The sequence below is a fragment of the Tersicoccus phoenicis genome (genome assembly GCF_001968835.1).
GTDB classification, from domain to species: domain Bacteria; phylum Actinomycetota; class Actinomycetes; order Actinomycetales; family Micrococcaceae; genus Tersicoccus; species Tersicoccus phoenicis.
Genome location: NZ_MRDE01000022.1, coordinates 39,889 through 62,142, shown reverse-complemented (window position 1 = coordinate 62,142; position 22,254 = coordinate 39,889). Strand labels below are relative to the sequence as shown.

25 protein-coding genes are annotated in these 22,254 nt (G+C 71.7%); 14 read left to right on the top strand and 11 right to left on the bottom strand.

Annotation, left to right across the window (positions count from 1 at the left end):
* Positions 1–5 precede the first annotated feature (5 nt).
* On the bottom strand, positions 6–2,327 hold the full coding sequence (gene tkt / locus BKD30_RS05100; protein WP_083956041.1) for a transketolase: 2,322 nt from the start codon (positions 2,325–2,327) through the stop codon (positions 6–8).
* 152 nt (positions 2,328–2,479) lie between these two features.
* Between tkt and BKD30_RS05095 the strand changes: the two genes are divergently transcribed.
* From BKD30_RS05095 to BKD30_RS05085, 3 genes are all read left to right on the top strand, one after another.
* Entirely contained in the window at positions 2,480–3,424 is a 945-nt protein-coding gene (locus BKD30_RS05095) for a heme o synthase (protein WP_076702927.1), read from the top strand.
* Between the two features lie 99 nt (positions 3,425–3,523).
* Positions 3,524–3,739 carry a hypothetical protein gene (locus BKD30_RS05090; protein ID WP_143588074.1) on the top strand — a complete coding sequence of 72 codons (216 nt, stop codon included), beginning with the start codon at positions 3,524–3,526 and terminating at the stop codon, positions 3,737–3,739.
* A gap of 71 nt (positions 3,740–3,810) precedes the next feature.
* Positions 3,811–4,629 carry a FadR/GntR family transcriptional regulator gene (locus BKD30_RS05085; protein ID WP_076702846.1) on the top strand — a complete coding sequence of 273 codons (819 nt, stop codon included), beginning with the start codon at positions 3,811–3,813 and terminating at the stop codon, positions 4,627–4,629.
* Here the strand turns inward: BKD30_RS05085 and BKD30_RS05080 are convergent.
* A complete protein-coding gene (locus tag BKD30_RS05080) occupies positions 4,560–5,960 on the bottom strand; it encodes a GntP family permease (RefSeq protein ID WP_076702844.1) in 1,401 nt (466 codons plus the stop codon). The genes BKD30_RS05085 and BKD30_RS05080 overlap by 70 nt on opposite strands.
* Positions 5,961–6,068: 108 nt before the next feature.
* Here BKD30_RS05080 and BKD30_RS05075 point away from each other — a divergent pair, with 108 nt between their 5' ends.
* Complete coding sequence (locus BKD30_RS05075) at positions 6,069–6,362, top strand: DUF503 domain-containing protein (RefSeq protein ID WP_076702925.1); 294 nt, start codon at positions 6,069–6,071, stop codon at positions 6,360–6,362.
* Here the strand turns inward: BKD30_RS05075 and BKD30_RS05070 are convergent.
* The 3 genes from BKD30_RS05070 to BKD30_RS05060 all read right to left on the bottom strand — a co-directional run bounded on the left by BKD30_RS05070 (position 6,346) and on the right by BKD30_RS05060 (position 9,107).
* Complete coding sequence (locus BKD30_RS05070; RefSeq protein WP_076702843.1) at positions 6,346–7,326, bottom strand: COX15/CtaA family protein; 981 nt, start codon at positions 7,324–7,326, stop codon at positions 6,346–6,348. The two genes, BKD30_RS05075 and BKD30_RS05070, sit on opposite strands and share 17 nt — an antisense overlap.
* A gap of 69 nt (positions 7,327–7,395) precedes the next feature.
* Positions 7,396–8,139, bottom strand: a complete 744-nt coding sequence (locus tag BKD30_RS05065) for an ABC transporter permease (protein ID WP_076702842.1) — start codon at positions 8,137–8,139, stop codon at positions 7,396–7,398.
* Complete coding sequence (locus BKD30_RS05060; protein ID WP_076702840.1) at positions 8,136–9,107, bottom strand: ABC transporter ATP-binding protein; 972 nt, start codon at positions 9,105–9,107, stop codon at positions 8,136–8,138. Before BKD30_RS05060 ends, BKD30_RS05065 begins: the two co-directional genes overlap by 4 nt.
* A gap of 140 nt (positions 9,108–9,247) precedes the next feature.
* On the opposite strand from BKD30_RS05060, the gene BKD30_RS15800 reads away from it, so the two are divergent.
* The 7 genes from BKD30_RS15800 (at position 9,248) to BKD30_RS05025 (ending at position 14,970) form a co-directional block, all read left to right on the top strand.
* Positions 9,248–10,099, top strand: a complete 852-nt coding sequence (locus BKD30_RS15800; protein WP_076702838.1) for a helix-turn-helix transcriptional regulator — start codon at positions 9,248–9,250, stop codon at positions 10,097–10,099.
* Positions 10,096–11,562 carry a Fe-S cluster assembly protein SufB gene (sufB, locus tag BKD30_RS05050; protein WP_076702836.1) on the top strand — a complete coding sequence of 489 codons (1,467 nt, stop codon included), beginning with the start codon at positions 10,096–10,098 and terminating at the stop codon, positions 11,560–11,562. The genes BKD30_RS15800 and sufB overlap by 4 nt, the downstream gene beginning before the upstream one ends.
* A 2-nt stretch (positions 11,563–11,564) precedes the next feature.
* Positions 11,565–13,085 carry a Fe-S cluster assembly protein SufD gene (gene sufD / locus BKD30_RS05045; protein ID WP_235861457.1) on the top strand — a complete coding sequence of 507 codons (1,521 nt, stop codon included), beginning with the start codon at positions 11,565–11,567 and terminating at the stop codon, positions 13,083–13,085.
* Positions 13,085–13,426 (top strand): non-heme iron oxygenase ferredoxin subunit, encoded by a 342-nt coding sequence (locus tag BKD30_RS05040; RefSeq protein WP_076702834.1) that lies wholly within the window; start codon positions 13,085–13,087, stop codon positions 13,424–13,426. Before sufD ends, BKD30_RS05040 begins: the two co-directional genes overlap by 1 nt.
* Before the next feature lie 60 nt (positions 13,427–13,486).
* A complete protein-coding gene (gene sufC / locus BKD30_RS05035; protein ID WP_076702832.1) occupies positions 13,487–14,248 on the top strand; it encodes a Fe-S cluster assembly ATPase SufC in 762 nt (253 codons plus the stop codon).
* A gap of 5 nt (positions 14,249–14,253) precedes the next feature.
* Positions 14,254–14,595, top strand: coding sequence for a metal-sulfur cluster assembly factor (locus tag BKD30_RS05030; RefSeq protein ID WP_076702924.1), 342 nt, complete (start codon positions 14,254–14,256; stop codon positions 14,593–14,595).
* Positions 14,596–14,685: 90 nt separating this feature from the next.
* Positions 14,686–14,970: a hypothetical protein gene (locus tag BKD30_RS05025; protein WP_076702830.1), complete on the top strand. Its 285-nt coding sequence runs from the start codon at positions 14,686–14,688 to the stop codon at positions 14,968–14,970.
* A 20-nt stretch (positions 14,971–14,990) separates the two neighbouring features.
* Here the strand turns inward: BKD30_RS05025 and BKD30_RS05020 are convergent, their stop codons facing one another.
* From BKD30_RS05020 to BKD30_RS05010, 3 genes are read right to left on the bottom strand one after another with little or no spacing between them, the layout of a single operon-like run.
* Positions 14,991–15,626, bottom strand: coding sequence for an energy-coupling factor transporter transmembrane component T family protein (locus tag BKD30_RS05020; protein WP_076702828.1), 636 nt, complete (start codon positions 15,624–15,626; stop codon positions 14,991–14,993).
* On the bottom strand, positions 15,623–16,360 hold the full coding sequence (locus tag BKD30_RS05015) for an energy-coupling factor ABC transporter ATP-binding protein (RefSeq protein WP_076702826.1): 738 nt from the start codon (positions 16,358–16,360) through the stop codon (positions 15,623–15,625). The genes BKD30_RS05020 and BKD30_RS05015 overlap by 4 nt, the downstream gene beginning before the upstream one ends.
* A 49-nt stretch (positions 16,361–16,409) precedes the next feature.
* Positions 16,410–17,057 (bottom strand): biotin transporter BioY, encoded by a 648-nt coding sequence (locus tag BKD30_RS05010; RefSeq protein ID WP_076702824.1) that lies wholly within the window; start codon positions 17,055–17,057, stop codon positions 16,410–16,412.
* Positions 17,058–17,166: 109 nt separating this feature from the next.
* On the opposite strand from BKD30_RS05010, the gene BKD30_RS05005 reads away from it, so the two are divergent.
* Positions 17,167–18,765 carry an ABC-F family ATP-binding cassette domain-containing protein gene (locus tag BKD30_RS05005; RefSeq protein ID WP_076702822.1) on the top strand — a complete coding sequence of 533 codons (1,599 nt, stop codon included), beginning with the start codon at positions 17,167–17,169 and terminating at the stop codon, positions 18,763–18,765.
* Between the two features lie 14 nt (positions 18,766–18,779).
* Here the strand turns inward: BKD30_RS05005 and BKD30_RS05000 are convergent, their stop codons facing one another.
* The 3 genes from BKD30_RS05000 to BKD30_RS04990 are packed head-to-tail and all read right to left on the bottom strand — an operon-like array spanning position 18,780 to position 20,372.
* Positions 18,780–19,655, bottom strand: a complete 876-nt coding sequence (locus tag BKD30_RS05000; protein ID WP_076702820.1) for an SURF1 family cytochrome oxidase biogenesis protein — start codon at positions 19,653–19,655, stop codon at positions 18,780–18,782.
* Entirely contained in the window at positions 19,648–19,929 is a 282-nt protein-coding gene (locus BKD30_RS04995) for a hypothetical protein (RefSeq protein WP_408033361.1), read from the bottom strand. The genes BKD30_RS05000 and BKD30_RS04995 overlap by 8 nt, the downstream gene beginning before the upstream one ends.
* Positions 19,926–20,372 carry a DUF3099 domain-containing protein gene (locus BKD30_RS04990; RefSeq protein ID WP_076702818.1) on the bottom strand — a complete coding sequence of 149 codons (447 nt, stop codon included), beginning with the start codon at positions 20,370–20,372 and terminating at the stop codon, positions 19,926–19,928. Before BKD30_RS04990 ends, BKD30_RS04995 begins: the two co-directional genes overlap by 4 nt.
* Before the next feature lie 103 nt (positions 20,373–20,475).
* On the opposite strand from BKD30_RS04990, the gene BKD30_RS04985 reads away from it, so the two are divergent.
* Together BKD30_RS04985 and BKD30_RS04980 are read left to right on the top strand one after the other, a co-directional pair.
* Positions 20,476–21,240, top strand: a complete 765-nt coding sequence (locus BKD30_RS04985; protein ID WP_083956029.1) for a beta-ketoacyl-ACP reductase — start codon at positions 20,476–20,478, stop codon at positions 21,238–21,240.
* 56 nt (positions 21,241–21,296) lie between these two features.
* Complete coding sequence (locus BKD30_RS04980) at positions 21,297–22,091, top strand: SDR family oxidoreductase (protein WP_076702816.1); 795 nt, start codon at positions 21,297–21,299, stop codon at positions 22,089–22,091.
* Positions 22,092–22,254 lie beyond the last annotated feature (163 nt).

Genomic DNA, 22,254 nt, shown 5'->3' with positions numbered 1-22,254 from the left:
TGGTCTCAGCTCTCGTCGGGGGCCTCGCCCTGGGCGACGTCGCCGGGCTGGGCGCGCGACCCGGAGTCGCCCGTGTCGGCGGCCGTGTTCCGGGTCGTGGCGGTGTCGGAGGAGGCGGAGTCCAGCGAGTCGTGGGCGGCGGCCACCACCGCGTCCGCGGTGATGCCGAACTCGCGGAACAGGGTCTGGTAGTCCGCGGAGGCGCCGAAGTGCTCCAGCGAGATCGCCCGGCCGTGGTCGCCGATCAGGCCGCGCCAGCTCTGCTGCACGCCGGCCTCGACGCTGACCCGGGCCCGCACCGAGGACGGCAGCACCGACTCGCGGTACTCCTCGTCCTGCGCGTCGAACCACTCGAAGCAGGGCAGGGACACGACGCGGGCGGCGACCCCGTCGGCCTGCAGCTGCTCGCGGGCCTCGACGGCGAGCTGGACCTCGGAGCCGGTGGCCAGCAGCAGCACGTCCGGCGCCACGGTGGCCCCGTCCCGGCTCGCCTCGGCGAGCACGTAACCGCCGCGGGCGACGCCGTCCGCGGAGCCGAACGTGTCGCCGTCGGCGGCGCCGTCCCCCCGGTCGAACACCGGGAGATTCTGCCGGGAGAGCACGATACCGGCCGGGTGGTCGGTCAGGCCGACGATCACGCGCCACGCCTGGGCCACCTCGTTCGCGTCCGCGGGCCGGACCACGTCCAGGCCCGGGATGGCGCGCAGCGCGGACAGGTGCTCGACCGGCTGGTGCGTCGGCCCGTCCTCGCCGAGGCCGATCGAGTCGTGCGTCCAGACGAAGATCGACGGGGCTCCCATCAGCGCGGCCAGGCGCAGCGCGGGGCGCTGGTAGTCGCTGAAGATGAGGAAGGTGCCGGCGAACGGCCGGGTGGGGAAGTGCAGGGCGATGCCGTTGACGATGGCCGCGGCCGCGTGCTCCCGGACCCCGAAGTGCAGCACCCGACCGTACGGGTTGCCCTGCCACATCGTCGTCTGCCGGCTCTCCGGCACGAACGACGGGGAGCCCTCGAGCGTGGTGTTGTTGGACTCGGCCAGGTCGGCGGAGCCGCCCCACAGCTCGGGTAGCACCTCGCCGAGGGCGGTGAGCACCTTGCCCGAGGCCTTGCGGGTGGAGACCGCCGTGTCGGTGGGGAAGGAGGGCAGGACGTCGTCGACGCCCTCGGGCAGCGTGCGCGCCGAGATGCGCGCGAACAGCTCCGCCTGCTCCGGGTGCGCGGACCGCCAGGCGTCGAAGGTCTCGTTCCACCGCGCGTGGGCCTCGGCGCCGCGCCGGGCGACCTGGCGGGCGTGCTCGAGCACCGCCGGGTCGACCTCGAAGGTCTGCTCCGGGTCGAAGCCCAGGAAGGACTTGACCGCCTTGACCTCGTCCTCGCCGAGGGCCGCGCCGTGCGCCTTGCCGGTGTTCTGCAGGTTCGGCGCCGGCCACCCGATGATGGACCGCAGCGCGATGATGGACGGTTTGCCGGTCTCCGCCTTCGCGGCACGGAACGCGTCGTACAGGGCCTGCGTGTCCTCCACGTACTGACCGGTGGCGGTCCAGTCGACCCGCTGCACGTGCCAGCCGTAGGCCTCGTACCGGCCGAGGACGTCCTCGGAGAACGCGACGTTGGTGTCGTCCTCGATGGAGATGTGGTTCTGGTCGTAGAGCACCACCAGGTTGCCCAGTTCCTGGGTGCCCGCCAGGGAGCTGGCCTCGCTGGTGACGCCTTCCTGCAGATCGCCGTCGGACGCGATCACCCAGATGTGGTGGTCGAACGGGCTCTGACCGGGGGCGGCGTCAGGATCGAGCATGCCACGCACTCGGCGCTGCGAGTAGGCGAAGCCGACGGCAGAGGCCAGACCCTGGCCGAGGGGGCCGGTGGTGATCTCCACGCCCCTGGTGTGCCGGTACTCCGGGTGGCCGGGCGTCTTGGACCCCCAGGTCCGCAGCTGCTGCAGATCCTCGACCTCGAGGCCGTACCCGCTGAGGAACAGCTGGAGGTACAGCGTCAGGGAGGTGTGACCGGCGGAGAGGACGAACCGGTCACGCCCGATCCACTCGGGGTCCGCCGGGTCGTGCCGGATCAACTGCTGGAACAGCATGTAGGCGGCCGGGGCCAGGCTCATCGCCGTCCCCGGGTGCCCGTTGCCGACCTTCTGCACCGCGTCCGCGGCCAGCACCCGGATCGTGTCCACCGCCCGCCGGTCCAGTTCGTTCCACTGCAGGGGATGAGAGCTTGACGTCGGCACGAGGACCGTCCCTTCTATTCGGGGCTGTTCGGGGCTGTTCGGGCTGCTCTTCCACCCTACTCGCGGGGCCGGGACGGCGTCAGACGCCCGCGTCATCATTCGCGGTTCTGGTCCGTGGCGGGACGCGGCGTCGGTACACTGAGCGGGGAAGCGCCCGGGCCCCGGCCCGGCGCCGCACGTACTGGGACTGGGTGAGGATCTCGTTGAACACCGCTGAGGCGCCGTCGTCGATACCGGAGCCGGCTCTCGTGCCGGAGGAACCGGTGGGGCACTCGCCGGGTGCGGTGTCACGGCACCCGGTTTTGCGCAAACTACGGGCCTACGTCGCCCTGACCAAGCCCCGGGTGATCGAACTGCTCCTGGTGTGCACGCTGCCGACCATGATCTTCGCGCAGCGTGGCATCCCGCCGCTCGGGCTGATCGCGACCACGATGATCGGCGGGGCGCTGGCCGCCGGTGCCGCCGGCGCCTTCAACTGCTACATCGACCGCGACATCGACCGGGTGATGAAGCGTACCGAGCGACGTCCCCTGGTCACGGGGGCCGTGTCCGATCGGGAGGCGCTGGTCTTCGCCTGGGTTCTGGCTGTCGTCTCCGTCGCCCTGCTGGGGGTCGGGGCGAACGCGCTGACGGCCCTCCTCGGCGTCGTGGCCATCGCGTTCTACGTGGTGATCTACTCGTTGCTGCTCAAGCGCCGCACCTCGCAGAACATCGTGTGGGGCGGTGCGGCCGGGTGCATGCCGGTGCTGATCGCCTGGGCGGCGGTGACGAACACGGTGTCCTGGTCCGCCTGGATCCTGTTCGCCGTCATCTTCCTCTGGACCCCGCCGCACTACTGGCCGCTGTCCATCAAGTACGGCGACGACTACCGGCGCGCCAACGTCCCGATGCTGGGGGCGATCGCCGGCACGGCGACCGTCTCCGTGCAGGTGGTCCTGTACGCGTGGGCGATGGTGGCCTGCTCGCTACTGCTCGTCCCGGTCGGGAACGCCGGCTGGGTCTACCTGGTCACCGCCGCCGTGGCCGGAGCGTGGTTCCTGGCCGGCAGCCACCGGTTGCACGCGGACGCGATGGCCGGGCGGGCGACGCCGAAGGGCACCATGAAGGTGTTCCACGGCTCGATCAGCTATCTGACCCTGCTGTTCCTCGCGGTCGCGATCGACCCGTTCGTCGGCGGGCCCGTCCTCGGCTGAGCGCGGGCCCGCGGACGGTTCCCCGTCGGGGGGCCGGTTTTCCGGACACGCCGCGTCGCCTCACCGCTCCGGGGTCGCTGGCGGCGTAGACCGGATGTCATGAGCGCCATGCTGCTGGAATCCGTGGACCCTGCCACCCCCGTCGATGACGCCGTCGCGGACGACGCATGTCTGCGGTGCGACGGCGACATCACCGGCGGCCGTGGTTTCGCCGGCCTGTGCCCGGGCTGCCTGACCGACTCCTGTGCCGACTGCCTGGCCGCACTGCACGGTGACGAGGGCGCCGACGACGGCCGGTGCCACGCCTGCGGCTGACCGCCTCCTCGCGGCCACCGCTGCGAGCGCCCGTCGACCTCGACGGTGGGCGGCGTGACTAGGGTAGAACCGTGTCGAGCGGTCTCCATCACCACGCCCTGCACGCGATCGGTCGCGCCATCGTCGACGGCGACCGCCCCGCGGGCAGCGTCATGCTCGTCGACCGGCTGTCCGTCGAACTCGGCGTCTCGCGATCGGTGATCCGGGAGGCCGTCCGTGTGCTCGCCAGTCTCGGCATGGTTCGCAGCACCCAGCGCCTCGGCACCACGGTGCAACCGGTGCAATGCTGGAACACCCTCGACCCGCTGATCATCCGCTGGCGTCTGCTCGGGCCCGGGCGGGGTGCTCAGTTGCGTTCGCTCAACGAACTGCGGGCCGCCGTCGAGCCCGCCGCCGCCGAACTGGCGGCGACGTGGGCACCGGAAACCGTGCGAACGGAACTGGTCGACCTGGCTGCGAGGATGCGCGCGCGAGGTGAGGCCGGCGACCTGACCACGTTCCTCGACCTCGACATCCGGTTCCACGAGTTGGTGCTGCGCGGTTCCGGCAACGAGATGTTCGCCCATCTGCATGCGTCGGTCGCCGAGATCCTGGCCGGACGTACCCGGGCCGGGCTGATGCCGTCGCGTCCCCACGAGCAGGCGCTGAACTGGCACCAGGAGGTCGCCGAGTCGATTGCCCGGTCCCGGCCGGCGAGGGCACGTGCGGCGATGGACCGCATCATGCGGCGCACGCTGGCCGAGACGGCGCCCGCGTGGACCGACGCTCCCCGGGTGTTCGACGACGCGGGCGACCCGTCGAGCCGGCCGGGGGGCGTTGATCAGAACGCGCCGGCGACGAAGAAGATCACCAGGGACAGAACGAAGCCGCAGGCACCCACCAGTGCCTGACCCACGGTCCACGTCTTGAGGGTCGTGGCCACATCCATCCCGAAGAACCGGCTGACCAGCCAGAACCCCGAGTCGTTGACGTGCCCCGCGAAGACCGATCCAGCCGCCAGGGACAGCACGATCGCGACGACCTCGACGGCGTTCAGGCTCGTGCTGCCGGTGACCACCGGCTGGACGATCGCGGCCGCGGTGGTCAGAGCCACCGTGGCGGAGCCCTGGGCGATGCGCACGATCGCGGCGATGATGAACCCGGCGACGACCACCGGCAGACCGATCGCGCTGAGCGAGTCCGCGATGGCCTTGCCGATACCGCTCGCACCGAGCACCGCACCGAACATGCCGCCGGCGCCCGTGATCAGGATGATCGAGCAGACCGGTCCCAGGGCGCTGTCGGCGACGGTCTCCACGAGTGAGGGCGCCTTGCGGGTGCGCCAGCCCAGCAGGTACATCGCGAGCAGCACCGTGATCAGCAACGCGACCGGCGTCTCCCCGACCATGCGGAGCAACTGCACCCACAGATCGTCGGGGTTGACGACCCCCGCGGTGCCGAGCATGTTCAAGCCGGTGTTGAGGAAGATCAGCACCAGGGGAAGCAGCAGAAGGGACAGCACCGTGGCCAGGGCGGGCGCCGTGTGGAACTCGTGCTGCTTTGCGTCGTCGGTCTGGAGGAACGTCGGGACCGCGATCGTGTACCGGCGACCTACCCACGTGCCGAACAGATAGCCGACGACGTACCACGTGGGAACGGCGACGACCAGGCCGAGGAGCATCACCAGGCCGACGTTGGCGCCCAGCAGACCCGAGGCGGCAACCGGGCCGGGATGCGGCGGAACGAAGATGTGCATGACCGAGAAGGCGGTGGCCGCCGGAAAGGCGTACAGCAGGAACGACCCTCCGAGGCGTCGGGCGACGGAGATGATGATCGGCAGCATCACCACCAGCCCCGCGTCGAAGAAGATCGGGAACCCGAACAGCAGCGACGCGATCGACAGGGCCAGGGGGGCACGCTGCTCACCGAATCGGCGGATCAGCGCGTCGGTCAGCACCTGAGCCCCGCCGCTGGTCTCCAGCATCTTGCCGAGCATCGCCCCCAGACCCACGAGCAGGGCGACCGATGCGAGTACCGCACCGAACCCTCCGGTCAGGGTGGGGACGATCCGAGCCACGGGGATGCCGGTGGCGAGGGCCGTGAGCAGCGAGATGACGATCAGGGCCACGAACGCGTGGATGCGGAACTTCATGATCATCAGCAGCAGCACGCCGATCGCCACGACCGCGATGCCGAGCAGCGCGGGCGTGGGCAGCGTCCAGTTCAGGGTCAGGGTGTTCATCTCGTCCTCAGCCGGAAATAAGTATGACTTAGTTCACGATAGGGACGTGCCGAAGGCTCGGTCAAGGCGGCGCGCCGGGCGCCGACGGCAGGCCCTACCATGGCCACCATGTGGATCGGATGGGTCGAGTTCGACCTGCTGCTCGGTGACGTGCACTCTCTCAAGGGCAAGCGCTCGGTCGTCAGGCCGTTGCTCGCCGAGGTGCGCCGCCGGTTCGACGTCTCCGTCGCGGAGGTCGACCACCAGGACCTGCACCGCCGGGCCGGGGTGGGTGTCGGGCTGGTGGGCGCCGACCGGGCGCACCTGGTCAGCGTGCTCGACGCCGTCGAGCAGTTCGTGGCCTACCGGCCGGAGATCGACCTGCTCGCGGCGCGGCGCCGACTGATCAGCGCCGAGGACTGACGTGCGCCCGAGCTTCAACCAACGGCCGGGCCGTCACCTCGTCGACGACGTTCGTGGCCGCCGCGACCGCCAGGCAGGCGCCGAGCATGTGCAGGGCGACCAGCACGATCGGCAGGCCGGTGAAGTACTGGGTGAAGCCGATCGCCGCCTGCAGTACCGCGACCACGTCGGCGAACACGAGGGCGCGCCGCAGCCGCGCACTCACCCCCGGCCGTCGGAAGGCGAGCACCGTGGCCACCACCAGGGCGCCGACCAGCAGGTACACGGGGAAGGCGTGCAGGCGGGTGACCAGGCTCGGGTCGAAGGGATACCGCACCGCTGACCGGTCCCCGGCGTGCGGGCCGGTGCCCGTGACGATCGTGCCCAGGTAGACGGCGATCCCGGTGAACACCGCGATCGCGACGGCGAGCTGACGCAACGTGCGGCCGGCGCCGGTCGGCGGTCGGCTCAGACCGTGCTCGGCGTCCCGCACCCGTCCGGTCCGCTTCACCAACAGCGTGGCCAGGACGACCATCACGGCCGAGACGATGAAGTGCAGGGCGACCACCCAGGGATTCAGCTGCATCCACACGGTGATTCCGCCGATCACCGCCTGGGCCGGGATACCGGCGAGCAAGCCGACCGCCAGCCGGAAGATCATCGGCTCCCGGCGTCGCAGCCGCCACACCGCCACCAGGGTCGCCACCGCCACCGCGGCGAGCACGAACGTCAGCAGCCGGTTGCCGAACTCGATCACGCCGTGCACCCCCATCTCCGGGGTGTTGACGAAGGAGGCGTCCGTGCAGCGCGGCCATGTCGGGCAGCCCAGGCCCGACCCGGTCAGGCGAACGGTGCCGCCCGTGACGACGATGCCGATCTGGGCGATGAGGGAGGCGATCGCCAGGCCGCGGACCAGCGGGCTCACCGCGGGGCGGTGCCGGCCGGCGGGGGGCTCGGCGGTGACGGTGGGCTGCGGGGTGGTCATCGGGTCAACCCTTCGGATCGGGGCATCGGGGTGGGGGTCATCGGGAGGCGGTCAGCGGGAGCGGGTCGGTCAGTCCCACCGGAACCAGCGGGCGGCAGCCAGTGCCGCCACCACGGTCCAGACGAGCAGGATGAACAGGGGGCCGACGTCGAGCGTGCCCGCGGTGAGCGCCGTGCGCAGCGCGTTGCCGAGCGCGGCGGAGGGCAGTGCGCCCACCACGGGGTCGAGCCAGTCGGGCAGCCGGTCGGCGGGCAGCAGCAGGCCACCGGCACCGGCGAGCAGCACCCAGAGCAGGTTGGTGATCGCCAGGGTCGCCTCGGGCCGGACCGTGCCCGCCACCAGCAGGCCGAGCGAGGTGAAACAGGCGGCGCCCAGCACGAGCAGCACGACGGCGACCGGCAGGCCCGGCAGCGCGGGGCGCCAGCCGAGCAGCAGCGCGACGACACCGATCACCACGGCCTGCAGCACGAGCACGGCGAGCACCGCGAGCGCCTTGCCCGCGACCAACCCACCCCGGCCCAGCGGCGTCGTCGACAGGTACCGCAGCACCCCGTACCGGCGGTCGAAGCCGGTGGCGATGCCCTGCCCGGTGAACGCGGCGGAAACCACGCACAGGGCGAGCACGCCGGGTGTCGCCAGATCCACCCGGCGCACCCCGTAGCCGTCCAGCAGATCGACCAGGGTCAGTCCGATCAGGGCGAGCAGCGGTAGCACGACCGCGAGCAGCAGCTGCTCGCCGTTGCGCAGCATGCTCGCGGTCTCCCACCGGCCCTGCGCTGCGACCCGGGTGACCAACCCGGCGGGGGCGCTCATCGTCTGGTCCCCGCGGTCGCGCCGGAGGCGAGGTCGAGGAACACGTCCTCCAGGGTCGCCGTCGACAGGGTCAGGCCCGCCGGCATCACGTCCCGCGTCGCGAACCAGGCACCCAGCGCGGCCAGGTCGGTCGGCTGCAGCGGGCCGTCGAGCACGTAGCTGCCGGGGGAGACCTCGGCCAGCGTGACGCCCGCACGGCCCGTGAACGTGCCGGCCAGTCCGCGCGGCGCCTCGAACCGGATCCGGCCCGACCCGGACGAACGAGCCGAGTGGTCCTGCAGCAGCTGCGGCACGGTGCCTTCCGCGACGGACCGGCCGGCGTCGATGATGTAGACGTAATCGGCCAGCCGCTGCGCGTCGTCGAGCAGGTGCGTGGTGAGCACGATGCCGATCCCCTCCCGGCGGAGTTCGTCGATCAGGTCGAAGACGACGGTGCGGGACTGCGGGTCCAGCCCGGCGGAGGGCTCGTCCAGGAACACCACCTCGGGGCGCCCGACCAGGGCCGCGGCCAGCGCGACCCGCTGCTTCTGCCCACCCGAGAGGCGGCGGATGCTGGTCCGGTCGAACGCGTCGATGCCCAGCCGGTCCACCAGCTCGTCGACGGGCGCGGGATGGGCGTACAGGCGCGCCAGGTGGCGCAGCAGGGGGATCGGGCGCCAGGACGGCGGTAGCCCGCCGTCCTGCAGCATCACGCCGACGCGGGCGCGCAGCTGCGGGTGGGCGTCGTGCGGGTCGGTGCCGAGCAGCTCGACGCGGCCACCCTGCCGGGCGGTGAGCCCCTGGGCGCACCCCAGCGTGGTGGTCTTGCCGGCCCCGTTGGTGCCGAGCAGCACGGTGACCTGCCCGAACTCGGCACGCAGGCTCACGTCGTGGATGACGCGCAGCATCCGGCCCTCCAGTGCGGGCACCGGACCGACGTCCTTGACCAGATGGTCGATGACGAGGGCGGAGGTACTGCGGTCGGGCACCGGTCCAGTCTACCGGGGCGGGCGGGGCGTTCCGGGCCCGGTAGTCCGTGCGGGGCACCCGCCCGCTGAGGGGCGCCTTACTGGCCGCGGGGAAGAAATTACGAAATGATCGTGTTGTGCAACGTGTGCAGACAGAACCCGTGATCGCGGTGCCGGCGGATCCGCCGGTCACGTCGGCGCGCCCGTACACCGCACGCGCGAGCCGCGGTTTCTCCGGCACTCAGGGCTTCGCGCGGGGTTCGCTGGCCCCGGACCATCGCTCAGGCCACCGCTCGACCCAGGGTCCGGCCGGGTTGCCGGAGCCGGAGTCCCGCACCCGGGACCGGGTGCTGCGGATGGTGCTGGACCTGGGCCCGGTCAGTGCCGTGGAGCTCGCCGACCGGCTCGGGCACACGCCCACGGCCGTGCGCCGGCACCTCGACGGGCTGCTCGCCGACGGGCTGATCGAGGTCAAGCTCGTGCGCAACCCCGGGTCGCGGGCCGGGCGGCCGGCGCGTCGGTTCGTGCTCAGCCGCGCCGGTCAGGCGAGCCTCGGGGACGACTACCTCGGCATCGCGCGGATCGCCCTGCGGGAACTGGAGCGGATCGGTGGCCAGCGCGCGGTCGACGACTTCATCGCCCGCCGCGTGGACGACCTCGGGCGCCGGTTGGCCCCCGCCGTCGAGGCGGCCGGCGACGACATCGCCGGCCGGGTGCGAGCACTGGGCGCGGCCCTGGCCGACGAGGGCTTCGCCGGGTCGTCGACCACCGTCGACGCCGGGCCCATGACCGTGATGCAGCTGTGCCAGGGGCACTGCCCGATCCAGGAACTGGCCGCCGAGTACCCGCGCTTCTGCGAACGGGAGACGGAGATGTTCGCCGGGCTGCTGCGCGTGGACGTGCGCCGCCTGTCGACGCTCGCCGCGGGCGGTCACCTGTGCAACACCCACGTGCCCACCGGACGGGCGATGACGAGGATTGAGAACCAAGCAGGAGGAGGAAGGTCTCGATGACGGAGCAGATGGCCCGCGAGCGCGCGGGCGAGCACGACACGACGATCACCGAGGTGCTCGAGAAGAACCCGCAGTTGAAGGGCCTGGGTGCCTACGAGTACGGCTGGGCCGACCGCGACGTCGCGGGTGCCTCGGCGCGCCGCGGCGTGGACGAGGACGTCGTCCGGGACATCTCGGGGAAGAAGAACGAACCCCAGTGGATGCTGGACCTGCGGTTGAAGGGTCTGAAGTACTTCGACCGGAAGCCGATGCCCCTGTGGGGCTCGGACCTGTCGGACATCGACTTCGACAACATCAAGTACTTCGTCCGGTCCACCGAGAAGCAGGCCGGCTCGTGGGAGGAGTTGCCGGAGGACATCCGCAACACCTACGAGCGACTCGGCATCCCGGAGGCCGAGCGGAACCGGCTCGTGGCCGGCGTCGCCGCGCAGTACGAGTCCGAGGTCGTCTACCACCAGATCCGCGAGGACCTGGAGGCGCAGGGCGTCATCTTCATGGACACCGACACGGCGCTGCGGGAACACCCCGAGTTCTTCGAGGAGTACTTCGGCACCGTCATCCCCGCCGGTGACAACAAGTTCGCGTCGCTGAACACGGCGGTGTGGTCGGGCGGTTCCTTCGTGTACGTGCCCAAGGGCGTGCACGTGGAGATCCCGCTGCAGGCCTACTTCCGGATCAACACCGAGAACATGGGCCAGTTCGAGCGGACCCTGATCATCGCCGACGAGGACTCCTACGTCCACTACATCGAGGGCTGCACCGCCCCGATCTACCAGTCGGACTCGCTGCACAGCGCCGTCGTCGAGATCATCTGCAAGAAGGGATCCCGCGTCCGGTACACGACCATCCAGAACTGGTCGACCAACGTGTACAACCTGGTCACCAAGCGGGCCATCGCCCACGAGGGCGCGACCATGGAGTGGATCGACGGCAACATCGGGTCGAAGGTCACCATGAAGTACCCCGCCGTCTACCTGGTCGGGGAGCACGCCCGCGGGGAGACCCTGTCCATCGCGTTCGCCGGGGAGGGCCAGCACCAGGACACCGGGTCGAAGATGGTGCACATCGCCCCCAACACGTCCAGCTCCATCGTCTCCAAGTCCGTGGCCCGGGGTGGCGGCCGCGCCGCTTACCGGGGGTTGGTCCAGGTCCGGGAGGGGGCGAAGCACAGCAAGAACTCCGTGGTCTGCGACGCCCTGCTGGTCGACACCATCTCCCGCTCCGACACCTACCCGTACATCGACATCCGGGAGGACGACGTCACCCTCGGCCACGAGGCGACGGTGTCCAAGGTCAGCGAGGAGCAGCTGTTCTACCTGATGTCCCGCGGCCTGGCGGAGACCGAGGCGATGGCGATGATCGTGCGCGGGTTCATCGAGCCGATCGCGCGGGAGCTGCCGATGGAGTACGCGCTGGAACTGAACCGGCTGATCGAACTGCAGATGGAAGGATCCGTGGGCTGACGATGGCGGAGAATCACACACTGAACAGCACCGACACGATCGACGCGTTGCTCGACCCGCACGACGACGTCGAGACCACGACGGAGACCGTCGACGGCGTCGAGGTCGGGGAGCGCCGCGTCGCGATCCCGGGCATGAGCCTGGAGGGCGAGAAGCTCGCCGACGACGTCGAGACGGCCACGGCCGGTGACGGCACCGCCGTCACCGGGGACGAGGCGGCCGTCGTCGACGGCACCGCCGACCGCGGCACCGACCCCTCGTTCGGTACCACGGCCGCCGAGGTGGCCGAGGAGGACCACGGCACTGTCGACCACGGCACTGTCGACCACGGCACTGTCGACCACGGCACAGAACAGCACGGGGCGAAGAAGCACTCCCACGGGGGCGGCTACGGCATCCCCGACTCCTCCCGCGCCGGGCGACTGACCTCCTACCGGGTCGCCGACTTCCCCGAGCTGAACGGCCGCGAGGAGGACTGGCGGTTCACGCCGCTGCCGCGGCTGCGGGGCCTGGAGCAGGCCGAGCTGACCGGGCCCGCGCCCGCGGTGACCGTCACCGGGACAGGTGGAGGTCTCGACGCGGTCCGGGTCGAGACCGTGGGCCGGGACGATGCCCGCATCGGCATCGCCGGCGTCCCGGAGGACCGGGTCTCCGCCAACGCGTGGGGGGCCTTCACCGAGGCCGCCGTGCTGACCGTGCCCGCCGAGACCGAGGTGACCGGCTACCTGCACGTGCGGATCACCGGTTCCTCCCTGGAGCCGGCGGCGTCCCACCTGGTCATCGACGCCGAGCGGCACGCCCGCGCCGTCGTCGTGCTCGACCACACGGGCTCCGCCACGCTGGCGGAGAACGTGGAGATCCGGCTCGGCGACGGGGCGGACCTGACCGTCGTGTCCCTGCAGGGCTGGACCGACGACAGCGTGCACGTCAGCTCGCAGCAGATCCGTGTCGGCCGGGACGCCCACGTCAAGCACGTCGCGGTCAGCCTCGGCGGCGACCTGGTGCGGCTCACCCCGTCCGCCCGGTACGCCGGGCCCGGTGGCGACGTCGAGCTGTACGGTCTGTACTTCGCCGACGCCGGTCAGCACCTCGAACAGCGGCTGTTCGTCGACCACGCGCAGCCGAACTGCAAGTCCAGGGTCGCCTACAAGGGCGCCCTGCAGGGCAAGGACGCGCACACCGTCTGGGTCGGCGACGTGCTGATCCGGCCCGAGGCCGAGGGCACCGACTCGTACGAACTGAACCGCAACCTCGTGCTGACGGACGGTGCCCGCGCCGACTCGGTGCCGAACCTGGAGATCGAGACCGGCCTGATCGAGGGCGCGGGCCACGCCAGCGCCACCGGCCGGTTCGACGACGAGCAGCTGTTCTACCTGATGGCGCGCGGCATCCCCGAGGCGATCGCCCGCCGGCTCGTGGTGCGCGGCTTCCTCAACGAGATCGTCCAGCAGATCGGCGTCGCCGACATCGAGGAGCGGCTGATGGTCGCTCTCGAGGACGAACTGAACGCCGGTAACCTGTGATGCCCGCCGGTGAGCTCGTCGCCCGAGCCGAGGACATCGCGCCCGGCTCCGCGGTGCGCGTGCTCGTCGGCGGCTATCCCGTCGCGGTCGCCCGTGACTCCGACGGAGATCTGCACGCCCTCGGGGACACCTGCTCGCACGGGCAGGTCTCCCTGGCGGAGGGCGACGTCGAGGGGTGTGCGATCGAGTGCTGGGGCCACGGCAGCCAGTTCGACCTGCGCACCGGGGAGCCGCTGAGCCTGCCGGCCTACGAGCCCGTGCCCGTCTTCGCCCTCACGGTCGAGGACGGCGGGGTGTGGGTCGACACCGCCACCATCACCAACGGCGCGCCCCTGACCTGAGACCCGGGCCTCGGCCCACCCGACATCCCATTCCCCGCAGTCAAGGAGATATCAGACCCCATGTCCACTCTCGACATCCGGGACCTGCAGGTCAGCATCGAGACCGAGCAGGGCACCAAGGAGATCCTCAAGGGCGTGAACCTGACCGTGAAGACCGGTGAGACGCACGCCATCATGGGCCCGAACGGCTCGGGCAAGTCCACGCTCGCCTCCACCATCGCCGGGCACCCGCGGTACCGGGTCGACGGCGGCAGCATCACCCTCGACGGTGAGGACGTCCTCGCGATGAGCGTCGACGAGCGGGCCCGCGCCGGCCTGTTCCTGGCCATGCAGTATCCGGTCGAGGTGCCCGGCGTGACCATGACGAACTTTCTGCGCACCGCCAAGACCGCCATCGACGGTGAGGCGCCGTCGCTGCGGACCTGGACCAAGGACGTCCGGGAGGCGATGAACCAGTTGCGGATCGACGCCGACTTCGCGCACCGCAACGTCAACGAGGGCTTCTCCGGCGGCGAGAAGAAGCGCGTCGAGATCCTCCAGCTCGAACTGTTCAAGCCCCGGTTCGCCGTGCTCGACGAGACCGACTCCGGCCTCGACGTCGACGCGCTGAAAGTCGTCTCCGAAGGCGTCAACCGGGCGCAGGCGACCGGCGCCATGGGCACCCTGCTGATCACCCACTACACCCGGATCCTGCGCTACATCAAGCCGGACTTCGTGCACGTGTTCGTCGACGGCCGGGTGGCCGAGGAGGGCGGCGCCGAACTGGCGGACCGGCTCGAGGACGAGGGCTACGACCGTTTCCTCACCCCGGCGGGGAAGTGAGCGGCATGACCGAGACCGGAGCAGCCACCCCCGCGGGGCAGGCGAGCCTCGAGGACCTCGAGGAGGCGCTGAAGGACGTCATCGACCCGGAGCTCGGCGTCAACGTCGTCGACCTGGGTCTGTTGTACGGGCTCACGTACGCCGACGACGGGGCCCTCCTGATCGACATGACGCTGACCACCGCGGCGTGCCCCCTGACCGACGTGCTCGAGGAGCAGGTGGGCCAGGCGCTGGACACCATCGTCGACGAGTGGCGGCTGAACTGGGTCTGGATGCCGCCGTGGGGTCCGGAGCGGATCACCGAGGACGGCCGCGATCAGATGCGCGCCCTCGGGTTCAACATCTGATCTGCCGCTTGCGCCCGGGAGCGGCCGGGGCCTAGCCTGAAAGCCGGTCAAGTAGCTGGCCACGACCTGTTCGTGAGTCTGGAGCTACTCATGATCCACGCATCGACGGCCACGCCCTCGCCCGCTTCACCGGCCCGCCCTTCCGGTGGTTCGACCGGCGCGCCGGTGGACCACACCGATGACCTGGCGCGCCTGACCTTGGCCCAGCTGTACACGCTGCACGGCATCGTGCTGCGCCGGCTCGACCAGTCCCGCCGGGACGCCCCCGGGGCGCTCGACCCCGGACTCCTGGCCCGGGAGCAGCAGGTACGCCGCGAACTGGACCGACGGGAGGTCTCCGTCGCCCCCGGCCGCCCGGCGATCTGCACCGTCTGACGGCGAAGGGTCACGGGTCGTTACGGTTCCGGGTCGCCCAGGCCGCGGGCAGCCAGCGCCAGACCGGTGCGCTGGGCATGGTCGACGGTACGCAGCACCACCGGCAGCGTCCGGGCGCGCAGCGACCGCTGCAGGCCGCGCGCGACGGCCGCGTCCCGCGCGTCGTCGAACGCCCGGGCGATCCAGGTGATGGACCGCAGCACGATCAGGGTGGTGAGCGCGAACCGGTCGGGATCGGCGCCGAGCCGGCGCAGGGGTCGGACCCCGGCCACGACCCCGTCCAGCAGGCGGCCGGTCGGTGTGGTCGCGACCAGCAGTTGAGCCGCCGTCATCGCGGCGACCAGCACCGCCACGACGGTGACGGCCCGCCCGATACTCGCCGCGCCGCCGGCACCGGAGACCAGCTGATACGTGCCGACGAGCAGGAGCAGCAGCCAGCCGGCCCGGACCGGGGCGAACACCCGTGGTGCCGGCACGGTCGAGACGCCGGCGACCGCGAGCACGACGCACAGCAACGCCAGCGCCGGCCCCGGCTCCCGGGCCAGGAAGGCGGCGACGGAGATCAGCACCATCCCCGCCGCCTTGACCCGCAGCCGGGCCCGGTGGACGGGGGAGTCACCCGGCCAGTACGCACCGAGTTCCCGGGCCGCGCTCACCCCGGACCCCCCGATCTACTTCCCGGCGAACCGGGCGCTCCCGGCGACAGCTGCTCCGCGCAGCGTCGCCGGTAGAAGGCGACGGCGGCCGGCCCGGCGTCGTCGGCGATCACGGCACCGTCCTCCAGCACCAGGACGCGCTCGCAGGAGGCGGCCAGATCCAGATCGTGCGTGCTGAGCAACACCTGTTGGTCCAGGTCGGCCAGGGTCCGCCGCAGCAGCAGGGTGTTGCGCAGGTCCAGCAGGGTGGAGGGCTCGTCGAGGACGAGGACCGTGGGATCGACGGCCAGGACGACGGCCAGGGCCCCGAGCTGCCGTTCGCCGGCGGAGAGGTCGAAGACGCTCCGGTCCGCCAGGGCGGTCAGACCGAAGCGGTCCAGCACGCCTGCCGCGCGGGCGGCCCGCTCCCGGCGAGGCACCGACCGGCGCAACGAGAGGGCCACGTCCTCGCGCAGCGTCGGCATGATCAACTGGGCCGCCGGGTCGGTGAACACGAACCCGACCCGGGACCGGATGGCGGCGGGCTCCGCCCGCGTGTCCAGGCCGTCGACATGCACCCGCCCGGCGGTGGGCAACTGCAGGGCGTCGACCAACCGGAGCAGGGTCGACTTCCCGGACCCGTTCGCCCCGATCACCGCGACCCGCCGCTGCGTCAGGGTCAACGTCAGCGGGTGCAGCAGCACCTGTCCCGTCCCGGTCTCGACGGCGGCGGCGTCGAACGCGATCGTGCTCATCGGGGGCGTGCCGGCTGGGCGGCCGCCGGACCCGTCCCCGTCGGGGTGGTCACCGCCGCGGCCCCAGCAACCCCGGGAACGCCCGGTGCACCGTCAGGGCGACCGCCACGGCCGCCGCGCACTTGAGCACGTCCCCGGGAAGGAAGGCGAGGTCGGCGGCCACCGCCGTGGGCAGCCCGAGCCGGGCGTTGACCATCAGGCCGGCGATGCCGGCCGGATGGACGACCAGCAGGCTGCCGGCCAGAGCGGCACCGAACAGGGCGACCGCGCGGACGGCCGGGGACGGGCGTCGCCGCCGCAGCACCAGCGCGGCGAGGGCCCCGGTCACGGCGGCGGCGAACGGGAACGCGATCAGGTAACCCGCCGACGGTCCGGCGAGCACGGCCAGGCCTCCGCGGAAACCGGCGAGGATCGGCAGCCCGGCCAGGCCGAGCAGCACGTACAGCCCGACGGCGGCGAACGCCCGGGCGGGGCCGAGCAGCAGCGCGGTGAGCATGACGGCCAGGGTCTGCAGGGTGATCGGCACCCCGGCGGCCAGCGGGACGGCGGGTGCGAGCGACGCCGCGGCGACCAGGGCGGTGAACACGCCGATCAGGGACAGGTCGGTGGCGTCCCAGCGGCGGCGCCCGCCCGGCCGGGTTCCGGGTACCGCGGATCCGGTGCCCGGGGTGGGACGTCGGTCACGGGTCGCGGGCATGGCAGCACTCCAGCGGCTAGAATGGATCGGCTCTCTCAGGCATCGTGCCACACCCGTGGGCGCGAGTGCCGAGCCACCGTCGAGTTGGGGAAATGGCAGGACTTCATCCGTGATCAGCGTTCAGGACCTGGAACTGCGAGCCGGAGCGCGCCTGCTCATGGAGTCGGTCACGTTCCGGCTCGATGCCGGCGACAAGATCGGCCTCGTGGGACGGAACGGCGCCGGCAAGACGACCCTGACGAAGGTGCTCGCCGGTCAGGCGCTGCCCGCGGCCGGCACGGTGTCCCGCTCCGGTGAGATCGGCTACCTGCCGCAGGACCCGCGATCCGGGGACCCCGATCAGCTGGCCCGGAACCGGATCCTCTCCGCCCGCAACCTCGACGACGTGATCTCCCGGATGCGCGCGGCCGAGGCGGACATGGCGAGCGAGAAGGACACCGTCCGGGACAAGGCCATGGCCCGGTACGGCCGGCTCGAGGCGGAGTTCCTCGCCGGTGGCGGGTACGCGGCGGAGGCGGAGGCGGCGTCCATCGCCTCGAACCTGGCGTTGCCGGACCGGGTGCTGGCCCAGCCGTTGCGCACCCTCTCGGGCGGTCAGCGGCGCCGGGTGGAGCTGGCCCGGATCCTGTTCTCCGGGGCGGACACCATGCTGCTGGACGAGCCGACCAACCACCTGGACGCGGACTCGATCGTCTGGTTGCGGGACTTCCTGTCCGCGCACCAGGGCGGCCTGCTGGTGATCAGCCACGACGTCGAACTGCTCGAGCAGACCGTCAACAAGGTGTTCCACCTGGACGCGAACCGCGCCGAGATCGACATCTACAACATGGGGTGGAAGACCTACCTGACGCAGCGGGAGACCGACGAGCGGCGCCGTCGGCGCGAACGGGACAACGCGCAGAAGAAGGCGCAGGTCCTGATGGACCAGGCCAACAAGATGCGGGCCAAGGCCACCAAGGCGGTCGCCGCGCAGAACATGGCCCGCCGTGCGGAGAAACTGCTGGCCGGCATCGAGGGGCCCCGGGTGGCCGACCGGGTCGCGGCGCTGCGGTTCCCGGAGCCCGCGCCGTGCGGGAAGACGCCGCTGACGGCGGACGGGCTGAGCAAGTCCTACGGGTCGCTGGAGATCTTCACCGACGTGGACCTGGCCATCGACCGCGGCTCCCGCGTCGTCGTGCTCGGCCTGAACGGTGCCGGCAAGACCACCCTGCTGCGTCTGCTCTCCGGCATGGAGGCCGCGGACACGGGTGACGTCGTTCCCGGTCACGGCCTCAAGCTCGGCTACTACGCGCAGGAGCACGAGACGCTGGACGTGAACCGGACCGTGCTGGAGAACATGCGGTCGGCCGCACCGGAGCTGAAGGATGCCGAGGTGCGCGGCGTGCTCGGCTCGTTCCTCTTCTCCGGGGACGACGTCGACAAGCCCGCCGGGGTGCTCTCGGGCGGGGAGAAGACCCGGCTCGCCCTGGCCACGCTCGTGGCCTCCTCGGCCAACGTGCTGCTGCTGGACGAACCCACCAACAACCTGGATCCGGCCAGCCGGGAGGAGATCCTCGCGGCCCTGCGCAACTACGCCGGTGCGGTGGTGCTCGTCACCCACGACGAGGGCGCGGTTCAGGCCCTGAACCCGGAGCGGGTCGTCCTGCTGCCCGACGGCGTCGAGGACCTGTGGAACCAGACGTACCAGGACCTGGTGTCGCTGGCCTGATCCGGCCCGCGCCGTCAGCGCCAGCCGGCGGCGTCCAGGAGGGCGTCCTCCTCGTCCTCGGCGGTGCGCCGGGTCCGCCGGCGGGGCCGCTTCCTCAGGGCACCGGAGCGGAGATGGGCCGGGATGTCCTCGTCGTCGTCCAGGCCGCCGTTGCGGTTGACCCACGCCTGCTGCCGGGCCGCGTAACCGAGCCCGACGAAAGCCAGCAGCCCGAACGCGAACCACTGCATGGCGTAGGACAGGTTCGGGCCCTCGTCCACGGACGGGCGCGGGAAGGCGACCGGGGAGGTCCCCGGCGCGGGTGACTCGGCCGCCAGGGCCCCGTAGGCGCCGGTGGCCATCGGCGCACCGAGCTGTCCGTCGATCTGCGCGGCGTAGGCGCCGAGGTCGATCGAGGCGAGCTGGCCCGGCGGCGCCCCCCGGTTCACGGGTCCCTCCGGGTGCTTGAGCCGCGCCACGACGTCGACCGTCCCCGTCGGCGGGGCGGGTACGGCGGCGGGTTCGCCGTTGCTGCCGAGCGGCAGCCAGCCGCGGTCGATGACGACGGTCGGGCCGGCGGCGGTGCGGAAGGGCACAAGCACCTCGAACCCGGGCTGCCCGTTCAGCGGCCGGTTACGCACCACCCGGGACTGCTGCGGCAGGTACCGGCCGGTCATCTGCACCGGGGTCCACTCCCGGCCGGTGTCGAACTGCTGGAACTGGCCGGCGGCCTGGGTGAACGGCAGCGGCTCGCGGTCGTAGTTGGCCTCGACCGTCCGGATCGCGGCGACGGTCTCGGCCCGACGGTCGAGTTGCCACTGGCCCAGGAACGTGCACACGGTCGCGAACAGCACGGCGAGGCCGAACCAGCCGAGCCACTGCGGGGTGAGCAGGAAGCGGTACTCACGCATGCGCGTCACCACCGTCCCCGGCCCCGTCGTCCGCGCCGAGAGGGAGGGTCTCGCGCCACAGCCCGCGTTCGTTCAAGTAGGCCTCCAGCCAGGACCGGTGCTCTCCGCAGGCCAGCCATTCCTTGCGCCGCCCGGGCGGGTGGATCCGGGGATTGTTCCAACGCAACCGCCACCGGGCGGCGGCCCGGCAGCCGCGCCGGGAGCACTGCGGTGCGTCCGGGCCGGCGCCGGATCCGGTCGAGCCGGACGAGAGACTGCCCAGCAGGTCCGTCACGTCGGTGGCCCCTGACGCCGATCGTCGGGGTGTTCACCCTCGCCCGGCTCGCCGTCGCCCGGTTCATCGTCGAGGATCTCGCCGTCGAGCACCTGCTCGGTGCCCTCGGCGTCGGGCCCGCGGGTCAGGGCGGGCCGTGTCGGCGTGGTCACGGGCGCGGGATTGCCGCTGCTGACGTCGACGGTGCCGCCCGCGTTGGCGATCACGACGGCGATCCACGGCAGGATCACGGCACCGGCGATCATCACCCAGCGCAGCCAGCCGTCGAACACGAAGGCGAGCACGATGCAGACCAGCCGGATGCCCATGGAGGTGGCGTACCGGATCATCCGCCCGTTCATGTCCGCGGTGTGGGACTGCTGCGCGTCGGTGATGGTGTGGACGTCGGGGTTCTCGGGGCGGCGGCGGGGACCGCGGCCCGTGGTGTGATTCTGCGTCATCATGTCTCGTCTACCGACGATTGTCCCACCTCGGACGCGGCAGCGGAAACAGGCGGGTGGCGGCCACTAGGATCGGAGGGACTGTTTTCCAGCTGCGGAGGTACGGATGGCACAGGGCGACCAGGTGACGGGCGATCAGGTGACGGGCGATCAGGTGACGGGCCCGGGCGGGCGGAGCGTGCTCGTCACGGGCGGCAACCGCGGCATCGGCCGGGCGATCGCCGAGGAGTTCCGCGCGAACGGGGACCGGGTGGCGATCACCTACCGCAGCGGGGAGCCGCCGGCCGGGTTCCTCGCCGTGCAGGCCGACGTGACCGACGCGGCCTCCCTCGACGCGGCGTTCACCGCCATCGAGGCCGAGCACGGCCCCGTCGAGGTCGTCGTCGCGAACGCCGGCATCACCCGCGACACCCTGCTGCTGCGCATGTCCGAGGAGGACTTCACCTCCGTGCTGGACACCAACCTGACCGGCGCGTTCCGCGTGATCAAGCGGGCCTCGCGAGGCATGATCCGGTTGAAGAAGGGCCGCGTGGTGCTGATCTCCTCGGTCGTCGGCCTGTACGGCTCGCCCGGGCAGATCAACTACGCCGCCTCGAAGGCCGGCCTGGTCGGCATCGCCCGGTCCCTGACCCGGGAGCTGGCCTCCCGCAACATCACGGCCAACGTCGTCGCCCCGGGGTTCATCAACACGGAGATGACGGCGGCGTTGCCGGAGAAGCAGCAGCAGGAGTACAAGGCGAGCATCCCCGCCGGCCGGTTCGCCGAGACGGAGGAGGTCGCCCGCGTGGTCCGCTGGGTCGCGTCCGACGAGGCCGCCTACATCTCCGGAGCGGTCATCCCCGTCGACGGGGGCCTGGGCATGGGTCACTGACGCGTTCGGACCTGAATCACCCCGTCGACCACTCCCGTCATCGAGAAGGAGACCCCATGACCGAAGAGAACCCCGCCGGCACGCCCACCGGTGAACCCGCCGGTGAACCCACCGGGCCCCTGGCCGGCAAGACCGCGATCGTCACCGGCTCGTCCCGCGGCATCGGCGCCGAGGTGGCGCGGCTGCTGGGCGCGGCCGGCGCCGGCGTCGTCGTCAACTACCGGCAGAAGGCGCCGCGCGCCAACAAGGTCGTCGCCGGCATCGAGGCCGCGGGCGGGCGGGCCGTGGCCGTCGGCGCGGATCTGACCGCTGAGGGGGGTGCGCAGGCCCTCGTCGACGCCGCCCGGGACACGTTCGGCGGTCTGGACATCCTGGTCCTGAATGCCTCCGGCGGCATGGAGGCCGACCTCGGCGAGGACTACGCCATGCGACTGAACCGGGACGCGCAGGTGAGCATGCTCGAGGCCGCGGTGACCGCGATGCCCACCGGGTCCCGCGTCGTCTTCGTCACCAGTCACCAGGCCCACTTCATCGACACGGTGCCGACCATGCCCGAGTACGAGGCGGTCGCCCGGTCCAAACGCGCCGGCGAGGACGCCCTGCGTCAGCGGCAGCCCGAGTTGACCGGCCGCGGCATCAGCCTGGTCGTCGTCTCCGGCGACATGATCGAAGGCACCGTGACCGCGACGCTGCTGGACCGGGCGCGGCCCGGCACGCTGGACGAGCGACGCAGCGACGCCGGCCGACTGTACTCGGTGGAGGAGTTCGCCGCGGAGGTCGCGCGGATGGTCACCGCGGACGTGCCGACCGGGCACACCGAGTACGTGGGCGGCGCCGACCACATGCAGTAGGTTCACCGGCTCCGTCCCGGTGGTTCCGTCCCGGTGTGGTCCCGTCCGGTGTGGTTCCGTCCGGTCGGCGCGGGTCGGGCACGGGGACTGGTTCTCCCGGCGCTCGCAGAGCTCGCTTGGTCGACACGTCCCCTTTCGCCCGCTCCCGCTCCGACCTCGGTGG

Coding starts and splice junctions, on each gene's coding strand:
- tkt (WP_083956041.1), bottom strand. CDS start 2,327: ATGACGCGGGCGTCTGACGCCGTCCCGGCCCCGCGAGTAGGGTGGAAG.
- BKD30_RS05090 (WP_143588074.1), top strand. CDS start 3,524: ATGAGCGCCATGCTGCTGGAATCCGTGGACCCTGCCACCCCCGTCGAT.
- BKD30_RS05080 (WP_076702844.1), bottom strand. CDS start 5,960: ATGAACACCCTGACCCTGAACTGGACGCTGCCCACGCCCGCGCTGCTC.
- BKD30_RS05075 (WP_076702925.1), top strand. CDS start 6,069: ATGTGGATCGGATGGGTCGAGTTCGACCTGCTGCTCGGTGACGTGCAC.
- BKD30_RS05070 (WP_076702843.1), bottom strand. CDS start 7,326: ATGACCACCCCGCAGCCCACCGTCACCGCCGAGCCCCCCGCCGGCCGG.
- BKD30_RS05065 (WP_076702842.1), bottom strand. CDS start 8,139: ATGAGCGCCCCCGCCGGGTTGGTCACCCGGGTCGCAGCGCAGGGCCGG.
- sufB (WP_076702836.1), top strand. CDS start 10,096: ATGACGGAGCAGATGGCCCGCGAGCGCGCGGGCGAGCACGACACGACG.
- sufD (WP_235861457.1), top strand. CDS start 11,565: ATGGCGGAGAATCACACACTGAACAGCACCGACACGATCGACGCGTTG.
- BKD30_RS05040 (WP_076702834.1), top strand. CDS start 13,085: ATGCCCGCCGGTGAGCTCGTCGCCCGAGCCGAGGACATCGCGCCCGGC.
- sufC (WP_076702832.1), top strand. CDS start 13,487: ATGTCCACTCTCGACATCCGGGACCTGCAGGTCAGCATCGAGACCGAG.
- BKD30_RS05030 (WP_076702924.1), top strand. CDS start 14,254: ATGACCGAGACCGGAGCAGCCACCCCCGCGGGGCAGGCGAGCCTCGAG.
- BKD30_RS05025 (WP_076702830.1), top strand. CDS start 14,686: ATGATCCACGCATCGACGGCCACGCCCTCGCCCGCTTCACCGGCCCGC.
- BKD30_RS05015 (WP_076702826.1), bottom strand. CDS start 16,360: ATGAGCACGATCGCGTTCGACGCCGCCGCCGTCGAGACCGGGACGGGA.
- BKD30_RS05010 (WP_076702824.1), bottom strand. CDS start 17,057: ATGCCCGCGACCCGTGACCGACGTCCCACCCCGGGCACCGGATCCGCG.
- BKD30_RS05000 (WP_076702820.1), bottom strand. CDS start 19,655: ATGCGTGAGTACCGCTTCCTGCTCACCCCGCAGTGGCTCGGCTGGTTC.
- BKD30_RS04990 (WP_076702818.1), bottom strand. CDS start 20,372: ATGATGACGCAGAATCACACCACGGGCCGCGGTCCCCGCCGCCGCCCC.
- BKD30_RS04985 (WP_083956029.1), top strand. CDS start 20,476: ATGGCACAGGGCGACCAGGTGACGGGCGATCAGGTGACGGGCGATCAG.
- BKD30_RS04980 (WP_076702816.1), top strand. CDS start 21,297: ATGACCGAAGAGAACCCCGCCGGCACGCCCACCGGTGAACCCGCCGGT.